General features: G+C 42.1%; 12 protein-coding genes and 1 other annotated feature. All 12 genes read left to right on the top strand.

Annotation, left to right across the window (positions count from 1 at the left end; translation table 11 throughout):
* Positions 1 to 25 precede the first annotated feature (25 nt).
* The 12 genes from pnp (at position 26) to tyrS (ending at position 11,486) form a co-directional block, all read left to right on the top strand.
* Positions 26 to 2,164: a polyribonucleotide nucleotidyltransferase gene (gene pnp, locus DWZ33_RS01380; protein ID WP_118453540.1), complete on the top strand. Its 2,139-nt coding sequence runs from the start codon at positions 26 to 28 to the stop codon at positions 2,162 to 2,164.
* A gap of 85 nt (positions 2,165 to 2,249) precedes the next feature.
* Positions 2,250 to 3,638 (top strand): Sapep family Mn(2+)-dependent dipeptidase, encoded by a 1,389-nt coding sequence (locus DWZ33_RS01375; RefSeq protein WP_118453539.1) that lies wholly within the window; start codon positions 2,250 to 2,252, stop codon positions 3,636 to 3,638.
* Positions 3,639 to 3,646: 8 nt separating this feature from the next.
* A complete protein-coding gene (gene trmB, locus DWZ33_RS01370; protein ID WP_022937667.1) occupies positions 3,647 to 4,273 on the top strand; it encodes a tRNA (guanosine(46)-N7)-methyltransferase TrmB in 627 nt (208 codons plus the stop codon).
* Between the two features lie 14 nt (positions 4,274 to 4,287).
* On the top strand, positions 4,288 to 4,941 hold the full coding sequence (locus DWZ33_RS01365; RefSeq protein ID WP_118453538.1) for a hypothetical protein: 654 nt from the start codon (positions 4,288 to 4,290) through the stop codon (positions 4,939 to 4,941).
* Positions 4,942 to 4,954: 13 nt separating this feature from the next.
* Positions 4,955 to 5,284: a thioredoxin family protein gene (locus DWZ33_RS01360; protein ID WP_081721352.1), complete on the top strand. Its 330-nt coding sequence runs from the start codon at positions 4,955 to 4,957 to the stop codon at positions 5,282 to 5,284.
* Entirely contained in the window at positions 5,281 to 5,880 is a 600-nt protein-coding gene (ytpR, locus tag DWZ33_RS01355; protein ID WP_118453537.1) for a YtpR family tRNA-binding protein, read from the top strand. Before DWZ33_RS01360 ends, ytpR begins: the two co-directional genes overlap by 4 nt.
* 5 nt (positions 5,881 to 5,885) lie before the next feature.
* Entirely contained in the window at positions 5,886 to 6,569 is a 684-nt protein-coding gene (locus tag DWZ33_RS01350; protein WP_118453536.1) for a hypothetical protein, read from the top strand.
* A 12-nt stretch (positions 6,570 to 6,581) separates the two neighbouring features.
* Complete coding sequence (murC, locus tag DWZ33_RS01345) at positions 6,582 to 7,883, top strand: UDP-N-acetylmuramate--L-alanine ligase (protein ID WP_118453535.1); 1,302 nt, start codon at positions 6,582 to 6,584, stop codon at positions 7,881 to 7,883.
* Positions 7,884 to 7,931: 48 nt separating this feature from the next.
* Positions 7,932 to 8,330 (top strand): hypothetical protein, encoded by a 399-nt coding sequence (locus tag DWZ33_RS01340; RefSeq protein ID WP_118453534.1) that lies wholly within the window; start codon positions 7,932 to 7,934, stop codon positions 8,328 to 8,330.
* Positions 8,331 to 8,344: 14 nt separating this feature from the next.
* The gene (locus DWZ33_RS01335) at positions 8,345 to 8,986 is read left to right on the top strand and encodes a hypothetical protein (protein ID WP_022937674.1); all 642 of its coding nucleotides are present in this window, start codon (positions 8,345 to 8,347) and stop codon (positions 8,984 to 8,986) included.
* A gap of 8 nt (positions 8,987 to 8,994) precedes the next feature.
* Entirely contained in the window at positions 8,995 to 9,987 is a 993-nt protein-coding gene (locus DWZ33_RS01330; protein ID WP_022937675.1) for a LacI family DNA-binding transcriptional regulator, read from the top strand.
* A 34-nt stretch (positions 9,988 to 10,021) separates the two neighbouring features.
* Positions 10,022 to 10,216: a binding site (T-box leader), on the top strand.
* Between the two features lie 37 nt (positions 10,217 to 10,253).
* A complete protein-coding gene (gene tyrS, locus DWZ33_RS01325) occupies positions 10,254 to 11,486 on the top strand; it encodes a tyrosine--tRNA ligase (protein WP_022937676.1) in 1,233 nt (410 codons plus the stop codon).
* The last annotated feature ends 666 nt before the right edge of the window (positions 11,487 to 12,152 follow it).

Raw genomic sequence — 12,152 nt, 5'->3', positions numbered from 1 at the left:
CAAGATAAAACAATGAGGTGAAAAAATGGCTAAGCAAACTTTTAGTTTGGACTTCTGTGGTCGGGTGATCACAGTAGAAACGGGAGAAATTGCCAAGCAGGCCGGTGGCAGCGTATTGGTGCGTTATGAGGATACAGCGGTATTATCATGTGCTACTGCGAGCAAGCAGGCTAAAGAGGGCATTGACTTTTTCCCATTAACAGTAACTTTTGAAGAAAAGTTATATTCTGCAGGTAAGATTCCTGGCGGCTTCTTACGCCGTGAAGGAAGACCGAGCGAACATGCGACATTGACGGCGCGTATGATTGACCGTCCGATCCGTCCGCTTTTTGCAGAGGGCTTCCGCAATGAGGTACAGGTAGTTAATACGGTACTGTCAGTTGATACTGACTGCACACCGGAAATGACCGGTATGTTTGGTGCTTCTTTAGCGCTGGGTTTATCTGATATTCCGTTTAACGGTCCGATTGCAGGTGTTTATGTAGGTTATGTCGATGGTGAGTATATCATTAATCCATCAGTTGAAGAATTAAGCAGAAGCCGTATCACACTGGCGGTTGCCGGTACAAAGGATGCCATTAATATGGTTGAATCAAGTGCTACGGAAGTCAATGAGGAGGAAATGCTGGAAGCAATCCTTTTCGGACATGAAAATATCAAGAAATTGTGTGCGTTCCAGGAAGAGATTATCGCAGCCTGCGGTAAGCCGAAACGTGAGATCACACTTTATGAGATTCCTTCTGATTTAAATCAAGAGGTTCGTGACATGGTTCAGGATCGTCTTGTGGAAGCTGTACGCATTCATGAAAAATTGGAACGTTATGGCAAGATTGATGATCTGGAAGATGAGACAGTTGCTCTGTTTGAAGCCAGAGAGTACGAAGATGAAAAGAGTAAGCAGACGACATTGAAGTTTGTTCATGAAATCTGTCACAATATTGTAGTTGAAGAGGTGCGCCGCCTGATTACGGTTGACAAGGTTCGTCCTGACGGCCGTAAGATTGACGAAGTGCGTCCGCTGAATTCACAGGTGGATCTGCTGCCGCGCGTACACGGTTCAGCATTGTTTACCCGCGGGGAAACACAAGTGCTCTCAGTTTGTACGCTGGGTGCTTTAAATGACAATCAGATCGTTGATGATTTGACCGACATTGAAAAGAAACGCTTTATGCACCATTACAACTTCCCGCCGTTCTGTGTTGGTGAAGTCGGCCGTATGGGCTCACCGGGCCGCCGAGAAATCGGCCATGGCGCTTTAGGTGAAAAAGCATTAGCTCAGGTATTGCCGAGTGAAGATGAATTCCCATATGCAATCCGTTTGGTTGCTGAGGTTTTGGAATCCAACGGTTCAAGCTCACAGGCTTCTATCTGTGCCGGTACCATGGCATTGATGGCTGCTGGTGTACCAATCAAAGCACCGGTTGCCGGTGTAGCGATGGGGCTTGTCAAGGAAGGCGAGCATTATACGATTTTAACTGATATTCAGGGTATGGAAGATCACTTCGGCGATATGGATTTCAAGGTTGCCGGTACTAAGAATGGCATCACTGCCCTGCAGATGGATATCAAAATTGACGGTATTACCCGTGAAATCCTTCAGGAAGCATTGGAACAGGCTAAGGCTGGCCGTGAAACAATCATGGCTAACATGATGGAAGCTATTTCTGAACCGCGTCCGGAAGTCGGCCGTTATGCTCCGAAGATTGAAAAAATTATGATTTCACCAGATAAGATCAAAGATGTTATCGGACCTGGCGGTAAGATGATCAATCAGATTATTGCGGATTGCGATGATGTGAAGATCGATATCGATGATGACGGAACCGTCTTGATTTATCATCATGATATTGAACCAATCAAGAAGGCAGTAGCGATGATTGAAGCAATTACCAGAGAAGCCAAAGTGAATGAAATCTATGAAGGAAAGGTTGTCAGAATTGAAAAATTTGGTGCCTTTGTGGAACTATTCCCAGGCTGCGACGGTCTTCTGCATGTTTCTAAGATTGCTCATGAACGTGTTGAAAAGGTTGAAGATGTATTAAAATTGGGTGACATTGTGAAGGTTAAAGTCATTGAAATCGATGAGAAGGGCCGCGTCAATGTATCACGCAAGGCATGTCTTGAAAAGCCAAAAGCTGAGAAGCGTGCTGAAACTACAGAATAATGACGAAAGCGACATTTAATTTGTCGCTTTTTTCTTTTGAAGAAGGGGCTATTTGTGATAGAATAATAAGGTGAGGTGAAAACATATGAATTGGAATACAGAAGCAAAAAAATATGAAGCTCAGTTTAAAAAAGATTTAAAGGAATTAGTTGCTATTCCTTCATTAAGAGATGAATCAACAGCGAAAGAAAATGCTCCTTTTGGTGAACAGTGCCGCAAAGCCCTGGATAAGATGATGGAAATCGGCCGTGAGGCAGGTTTTACAGTCAAGGATATTGACGGTTACGCATGTACAATTGAATATGGTGAAGGGGAGGAAAGCGTAGGTATTCTTGCCCATTTAGATATCGTGCCGATCGGTGAAGATTGGACGCATGATCCGCTTGGCTGTGAAGAGGTTGACGGCATCATGTATGGCCGCGGTACCTTGGATGATAAAGGGCCGGCAGTAGCAGGTCTGACTGCTATGCGGATGCTGAAGGATAATAATGTAAAGCTGAATAAGAAGATCATGCTGATCTGCGGCTGTGATGAAGAAAGCGGTATGCAGTGCATGGATTATTATTGCAAGCATGCGGAAGTACCGACGATGTCTTTTACACCGGATGCGGAATTCCCGGTAATCTATGGTGAAAAAGGTCTTTTACAGATTGCGTTAAAAGGTCATGCGGAAACACCGATTTTGTCAATGCACTGCGGTGAACGTCCAAATGTCGTGATTGGCAAGGCGAGTGCTTTGGTGAAGGATTTCAGAGAAGAATATGTCGATTTATTTGATTTTTATCTGCGAAGCAATAACCTGCAGGGCAGTGTTGAATATACTGAAGCAGGGTGTGTGCTGAAAATTGATGGTGTCTTTGCTCATGCTTCACTGCCATGGCGCGGTACGAATGCCGCCCTGCATTTGATTAATTTTATTGGTACAACGTATGAGAATGAATTTTTAACCAATACTTATCGAATGCTGTCCGATTGGCGCGGCAGCGGTGTCAGCATTGCTAAGGAAGGCGCTTATATGGGCTTCTTAACAGCCAATGTCGGCATTGTTGATCTTGAAAATGATGAGTTTAATATTGTGATTGATATGCGTTATCCTAATGATACAGACAGTGAAACAATCATCAAGGGATATCAGGAAACGTTTAAGACTTATGACTATCCGGCAGAGATCATGGTGCGCTCTGACAGCAAGCCATTGTTCCTAGATCCTAATTCAGAGATGATTCAAAAATTGATGGCGGTTTATCGTGAATACAGCGGTGATACCTTTACACCAGCAATGACGATGGGCGGCGGCACTTATGCCCGTAAGCTGCCGAATTGCGTCGCTTTCGGCCCGGAATATCCGATTGCCCGTCATCAAAGCGAACATGTCATCGGCGGCCCGCATCAGGCGGATGAGGGAATTGTTATCGATGATATGCTGTGTGCAGTTGCAATTTATGCAGGAGCACTTGAAAAACTGGGACAGTAGTCATGAGAATGCGGAAGTTGAAATGGGCGGAGCCTTTTTTGGCCACCCAGTCTGTCATCGTTAGAAATTGTGATGAAATGGCTGGTCAGTGGCGCCGTCTGCTGAATCAAGAGGAACTGCATGTGGAGATTGGTTCAGGCAAGGGTGATTATTGGATCAAAATGTCAGAACTGTATCCCAATGCCGGCTGGATCGGTATCGAAAAGAATGTAAATGTCGCGGCGATCGCTTTGAAAAAGGTTGAAAACTGCGAACATTTAAACCGCCGGTTTATCGTCGATGACGCGCAGGCTATTGATTCATGGTTTGCGAAGGATGAGGTGGATGTCATCCATCTGAATTTTTCGGACCCATGGCCTAAAAAAAGAGCCAGCAAGCACCGTTTATCGCATGCTTCATTTTTGAAGCGGTATGAACAGATCTTAAAACCTGAGGGTAAACTGATCATGAAAACGGATAATGTTAAGCTGTTCGAATTTTCAATATTGGAATTTCAGAATAATGGCTGGCTGCTTGATGAATTCAGTGTCGATTATCGGCGTGATGAGCATCCTGAGGATGTGATTACTGAATATGAGCACCGGTTCATGGAACTGAATCAGCCAATTTATCGCGCGGTATGGCATAAAGCTTAGAAGGGAGGGTTTTGATGAAGAAAGTAGTGTTGCTCATGCTTTCGTTATTTCTGCTTGGCGGCTGTGCCTCAGAAGCAGATCTGTCAAATCAGGTACTGACCTTATTGCAGGAAAAATCAATGCTTGAACCTTTTAATGATACAAATATGTCGAAGAAGTATTTCAGTTATTATTTACCCCGGGATGTCGGCCGCGGCACTGGCAATTCGCTGAGCGGTGTTTATCTTAAGGACGGTTATAAATTTGTAATGAATCTGGATGCTTCTCAGATTATTATTGATGAATATTATACAGAAGCGCCGGCAGAGCCTGTTTCAGAGGTGCAGATGGAAACTTCGCCGGCAGGGATGGTCTATCAGGGCAGCTACATAAATACTGCCGAAGAAACTAAGAATTATACGCTGCGGCTAGAAAAATTGACAGACGGCTATTACTATATTGATCTTGCGGCCAGTGAGCTTCGCTTTTACAGCATTGTTCCTTATGCAGAGATCAAGTCACTGCTGAATTGTATGTTAACGATTATGCAGTCAGTAAAAGTAGAGCGGCAGCTGATCCTGAATGATTTTTCACTGAAAAGTGCAACGGCTCAGCAGCAGCAAAATCTGGATTATCTTAATGAAGAAGTGCCGGTAGACGGTTATATCAAAGATTTAGTTGAAAAATAGGAGGATTTGATTAATGAAAGACTATATGAAGCAGCTGACATCGATGGAGATGTTTGAGGCAGCATGGAATTCTGATCAGGTGAGTGTGTTTGTATTCTCCGCCGATTGGTGTCCTGACTGTATGTTTATTAAGCCATTTATGCCGAAATTGGTAGAGAAATACAAGCATTATGAGTTTATTTATGTGGATCGTGACGCGTGGCTGCCAATTTGTCAGCGTCTGAATATTTTAGGTATTCCTTCCTTTGTAGCGGTTAAAAACGGACAGGAATTGAATCGTTTTGTCAGCAAGCTGAGAAAAAGTGAAGCTGAAATTGATGCCTTTCTTGGAGGTCTGCAATGAGCTGTTCAGCAAGATTGTTTATCAATCGCAAGGCCTTCAGCGGCGTCGGCATGATCGTTTTGAAAGATGCTGCACCGGTGGCTTCTGAAACTATCGGTGAGGTATGTGCAATCTACGATCTTAAGCATGAAATCATCGGTTATAATCTCATCAGTCCTTATTTTGAAAATTTGAATGACGGTTATCAGCCATGGAATGATGAGACTTTGGCATTTGTTAATGAAAAGCTGATCAAAGCTGGTTTTGCGGCCATTGAAATCGATCCGACGCCAAGGCTTGTGGTTGGCTATGTGAAAACGTGTGAAACGCATCCGGATTCTGACCATCTGCATGTCTGTCAGGTGGATGTCGGTCAGGAATGCGTGCAGATTGTCTGCGGAGCGGCCAATGTAGCGGCTAATCAAAAGGTTGTAGCGGCGCTGCCGGGGGCTGTATTGCCAGATGGCAGGCTGATTGAAGCTTCAGCGCTGCGCGGTGTTGATTCTGCTGGCATGCTTTGTTCAGAATGGGAGCTGCGTCTGATTGATGAACCCAAGCGCGGTATCTTGATTCTTGATGATCAGGCAGAGATTGGTTCACCATTTTTTGGGAGGTAGAGAAGATGTTTAAAAAAATCCTTTCATTTTTATTTGAAGAAGATGATGAAGTCGTCGTTGATGACGATTTAGAAAAGGTTGATTTCAGCCGCGTTCAAAACGAGGAATTTTCATCCATCGTCAACAGTGAGAAACGGGTCGATCAGCTGCGCCCGCAGCCGCGTCCGCAAACACAGCCACTCAGCCGGCCAATTGAAGTGGAAAGTGAACCAGTTACACGGACACAGACCATTGATATTAAGCTGGAGCCTGAAAAAAAAGAACCGGTGCGCCCGCAGCGTGAGGTGCAAAAAACGGTGAAGAAGGAGTTTGAATTTTCACCTGTAATCTCACCGATGTTTGGTTCCAGCGAAGTGAAAAAGCCAAAACGTCCGGCGCCCATCGTGGAAACAGGCTCTGCTAAGAAGCGCAATGCTTTAGGTACCGTTATTTCTCCGATGTATGGGCAGAGTGAACTGGATCGTTTCGAAAGTGAAGCGCAGATTGAACTGCAGGAAAAAGAAAAGCGTCAGGAAAGCGCGCCGATCATTGAAGAAGTTGAAGAAGGCTTGTCACTGGATGATCTGATTGTCAATGAAAGTGAAAACAGCCTTGATGACTGTGTGCAGTTTTCATTATTTGGCGATGAGACGCCGTTAAGTAATATCGAGTTAGAAAATGCCGATAAAAAAGAAGAAAAAGAAGCTTAGGGAGATGAAAGCATGGTTCACTTTATAGGTATTAAAGGTTCAGGAATGGCATCCCTGGCATGTATTCTAAATGATTTAGGTGAAACAGTAACCGGATCCGATATTGAAAAATATATCTTTACTCAACAGCCGTTAGAGGCGAGAAAGATTAAAATCACACCCTTTGACGCGGATAATATTCAGCCGGGGATGAATGTCATTATCGGCAATGCGTTTGATGAAAGTAATTGTGAAGTTGCTAAGGCACTGCATACCGAGGGTGTAAACAGCTATTATTATCATGAATATTTGGGTCAGCTGGTTGAACGTTATACGACCATCAGCGTAGCGGGTACACATGGCAAAACGACGACGACCGGTATGCTCTCACACATGATGTCAGCGTTAAATAAAACCGGCTATCTGATTGGTGACGGTACTGGTGAAATGCCGAAAGACAGTCATTATTTCGCCTTGGAATCGTGTGAATATCAGCGGCATTTTATGGCTTATCATCCTGATTATGCGATTATTACCAATATTGATTTGGATCATATCGATTATTATAAAGATTTAGAAGATTATAAGAGCGCTTTTGAGGCTTTTGCCAATCAGGTAAAGAAGGCTGTGGTGGTCTGCGGCGATGATGAGAATATTCGATTATTGTCAATTAAGACACCGATCCTGACTTATGGCTTTAATGATTGTGACGATGTTCAGGCTGTGAATTTCCAAGAGGATGAGCACGGCATGCGCTTTGATTTATATTATCATCATAAGTTCTTCCATCATTTTGAATTGCCTTATGTAGGCAGACATTTGCTTTTGAACTCATTGGCAGTGATCGCCATCGCGCTTCTTGAGGGAGCTGACGGTGATTTGATTCAATCTCAGATGAGTAGCTTCGGCGGTGTGAAACGCAGGTTTAATATCGAAGAAAACGGGCAGTATGTTTATGTTGATGACTACGCGCATCATCCAACAGCGATTAAAGCAACGATTGAAGCGGCCCGCGTTCGCTTTCCCGGCAAAAAGATCATTGCCATTTTTAAACCGGATCGTTATTCACGCATTTATGCCTTTATGGATGATTTTGCGAAAAGCTTAAGCAGTGCTGATGAAGTAGTTCTTTGTCCGTTCCCGGAAAATGCCAAGCATGAAGAGGGCATTGATATCACGATTGAAGATCTTCAGAAGCTGATTCCAAATGCCGAGGTAATGGTTGAGAATGAAGCTAACGCGAAGCGTTTAGCGGCTTATGGCGAAGCCGTGTATCTTTTTATGAGTTCAAAAGATATCTATAAATTTAAAAATATTGTAAAGAGTTTTCATTAATCTTGAAATAGGTTTCAAAGTGTTGTACACTTAATATGAGGTGTTACTATGACTACAGATCAGTTTATTGAATTTTTTAGTGAATTGTGTTCAAAGTTTTTGCCGATCATCGGGGTAATCGTTTTGATTTATGTGATTCTTCTGCTGAGAAAAATCATACAATTCTTTGTGAGCATGCAGAAGACAATGATTACTGTTGATTCAACGGTAAGTGTTGTCGAGGAACAGATCAGAAAGCTGGATGCACCGCTGAATACGGTCACCGAATTTTCTCAGACCTTGGATAATCTGCATGAAATGAGTCAGAATGCTGTTAAATCAGCATTGCTGGCATTGATATCAAATCTGAATGTAATTCGTGACTGGCTGTTGAATCATGGCGGGGTTGACGAATCAGAAAATACGGCTGCAGAACCAGCACCAGCTGCTGAAGAAAGTCAGGACTAAAGGAGGTCAAACTTATGGAAGAGCCTAATGCAAAGCTGAATAATGAAGAAGTTGCTGAAGAAGCAAAGGAAATTGAAAAGGAAGTAAAGTATAAAATCATCACTTTGCAGGATGAAGAAGAAAAAGGAAATACAAATCCATTTATTGATCAGGTAATTAAGGAATTGGAACGAATTTCTGAAGAATTCAAAAAATGGTGCAGAGAAAATGATGATCCTGAAAAACGGGCTGAGGTAAAGGCTAAGATTCAGCTTGAAATCGACCGCCTAATCAGTTTTTCAAAGGAAAAGGTAGATTCATTAAAAGAGAATGAAGATTTAATGCATAAGCTTGAGACCGGTAAGGAAACGGTAAAGAAAACAGCTGAAACTGTAATTTCTGCCATTGATACCAGTGTTCAGGATATTCTGAATAATCCGGCGGTGGCATCTACTATTGATACGGTTTCCGATAAAATCGTTGAAGTAATCCAGGATGAGCATGTACAGGATGGTATTGATAAGGTACGCCGTTCAACGCTGAAGGTTGCAGAAAGTGCGCTGGAAGGCTTGAAAAAGGTATTAAAGGCGGATGAGCTTAAAGAGAAGGATGAAGCCAAAGCTGCACAATGCTGCCTTGAAACATCTGAAAAAGCTGATGAAGAAGAACAAGGTTAGGTGAAGATATGAAAAGAATTACTATTTATGATGTTGCGAAGGAAGCCGATGTATCGCTGGCTACCGTATCAAGGGTTATCAACGGCAGTGAAGTAGTCCGTGAGGATACTCGTGTTAAGGTACAGGAAGCGATTGAAAAGCTGGGCTACAAACCAAATGCGATTGCTCAGGGGCTGGCTTTGCAGAAAACAACGACGATTGCGCTGATCGTTCCGGAGGCGAGTTTCTTCTATACCGGACAGATTATCAATGGTCTGATCGATGTTGCTAAGATTTATAAATACAACATCGTTTTACATACGGCTACTGAGGGTATCATTGAAATGAATGATATCATTGAAACGATTATTAAGTCACGGGTTGACGGCGTGGTGATTTTTAATGACAAATTGTCTAAAAATGAACTGAATACGCTGACACGGTATCAAGTACCAATCGTTGTCATCGGCAATAAAATGTCTGATGATACCATTGGCTCTGTCTATGTTGACTACTCTAAGCTGGTTTATGATTTTACTACGAAGTATCTCAATAAAGGGATTACCGATATTGCCTTAGTTGAAGACCGTAAGAATCCGGCGATGATCAAGCAGTTGTTTGACGGCATTTCCCGTGCTTTTGCGGATGCCGGCAAGAGCTTTGACAACTACATCGAAATTCCTAAGGACTATCGTTCATCTTATTTATTCCTGCAGGAGTATTTTAAGAGCCATAAACATGAATTAGTTATTACATATCGTGATTCACAGGCAATGGCGGTGCTGAATACGGCTGCTGAAAATAATATCCGTATTCCTGAGGATATGGAAGTTGTCTGCATCCTTGACAGCAAGTACAATGCGATGGCAAGACCGCAGATCTCCGGCTTTAAGATTCCGGATTATGATTTAGGTGCCGTAGCGATGCGTGTGATGACAAAAATGCTTCATGATGAAGATGAGGTTATTGATAAAGAAATTGAATTAAGTTATATTTATTCACCGCGTAAATCTACGAAATAAGTTGACAAATCGTTTTGAATCAATATACTGTTTAATATAAGCGTTGAAGAGAAAAGAGCTATTGGTATTATGCAAAGAGATGTGATGGTTGGTGAGAATCACAGATAAGCTGATAGAAATACACCTTGGAGCTGTCTATTGCAAAGATAGACCGGTTGATTCCGTTATCTGATTGAGGGCATGTGTTTTTCACATGAACTAAGGTGGTACCACGCTAAGCGTCCTTGGATTAGGGCGCTTTTTTTATTTGATGGAGGAAAAGGAAAATGAAATTATTTGAAGAATTAAAATGGCGGGGGTTGATTGAAAGTGTCACTTCGCCGGAGCTTGAAGAAAAAATCAATAATGGCGGCATGACGTTTTATATTGGTACTGACCCTACGGCAGACAGTCTGCATATCGGACATTTTTCTTCGATGTTAACAGCTAAACGATTAGCTGATCATGGGCATCATCCAATTATTCTGGTTGGCGGCGGTACTGGCCTGATTGGTGATCCGCGTTCGACTTCGGAGCGTGATGTTATTTCTAAGGATGTGCTGAATAAGAATTTTGAAGCTTTAAGCAAGCAAATTACGACGATTTTTGATTGTGAGTTAGTAAATAACTATGACTGGTATAAAGATTTAAACTTTATTGATTACCTGCGTGATTACGGCAAGCTGTTTAATGTGAATTATATGTTAAGTAAGGAAACCGTAAAAAGCCGTTTGGAATCAGGTATTTCATATACTGAATTCTCCTACATGATTCTTCAGTCGATTGACTTTCTGCATCTTTATGAAACCAAAAACTGTGTCATGCAGATCGGCGGTCAGGATCAATGGGGCAATATCACTTCAGGATTAGAATTGATCCGCAAAAAACATGGTACGAATACCGAATGCTATGGCTTTACGATGCCGCTGATTACCAAGGCAGATGGTACGAAGTTTGGTAAGAGTGAAAGCGGTTCTGTCTGGCTGGATAAGAATAAGACCTCTTCCTATGAGATGTATCAATTTTTAGTAAATTCTGAAGATGAAAAGGTTATCGACTACTTGAAAAAGCTGACCTTTATGGGTAAGGAAGAGATTGAGGCTTATGAGGAGAAGGTAAAAACTGAACCGCATCTGCGTGAGGCTCAAAAGGCACTTGCTCAGTCAGTTGTGACCTTCCTCCATGGTGAAGAAGAATATCAGAAAGCATTAAAGATTACGAATGTATTATTCAAAGGCAATATCCGCGAGCTTGATGAAAGTGAATTAAAAGATGCTTTCCATGGCTTTGAAAAACGTGAAGTTGCGAATACACTGCCTTTGGTTGACGCACTTGTTGAGGGCGGTATTGCCAGCAGCAAGCGTGAAGCCCGCGAATGGATCAAGCAAGGTTCAATTCAGGTAAACGGTGATAAGGTTACCGATCTTGAAGCGGTGCTGACACCAGAAAACGCATTGCTGGCGAATCTGACTTTAATCAAAAAGGGCAAACGCAATTATTATTTACTTGAACATAAATAATTAGAAAACTCGACCTGCCTTGCGTATATAGAGGTAGGAGGGAACAATTATGAATACAATAGGTTTACCTGCATATGCGATCGTTTCAGCGACGGCTTATGTAATTTATCGGTATTTAAATGCAAAAAAAGGCAAATAGCCTTTTTTTCATATTATAGGAAATTTCATATAAGCATATCACCTAGTTTCCTTTGTATCAATCGAATCTCAGTGGATGCTTTTTTGTTCAAGGGGGAAATGTCTATCGTATTCAAATCGTTTCTATTATAAAGCGTTATCAGAAGAGGACGCGAATTGTATTAAGAAGGATTTGATCCTGTATAACGCTATGCTTCATACCGTTTATAAGAAACTCTATTTAACATGTTTTTATGGTGCCAAAGAAACAGTTTAAAAGCAAGATATGGTACGAATGATTATTTTCCTCTATCTGCAATCCATGAAGACAGAGTCCTGCTTAAAAGTAAGTTCGAAACTAATCAGCGATAGAAGAAAGAATGCACTAAACGGATTGAAAGAATCAAAGAGAAGATTCGTAAGGAAAACAAAACTTTACAGAACTGGCAGAAAAAGAAAGAAAAGCTGATTCAAAAAAGCAAGTAGCATGAAACTAGTGAAGCAGAGTATTTGTATGAGGTACAGATCGTCAGTCCGAATATCAAACAG

The sequence above is a fragment of the Dielma fastidiosa genome, assembly GCF_003475485.1.
In the GTDB taxonomy this organism is placed as follows: Bacteria; Bacillota_I; Bacilli_A; order Erysipelotrichales; family Erysipelotrichaceae; genus Dielma; species Dielma fastidiosa.
The sequence above is the reverse complement of the archived record's forward strand: the minus strand, read 5'-3'. Positions and strand labels throughout refer to the sequence as shown.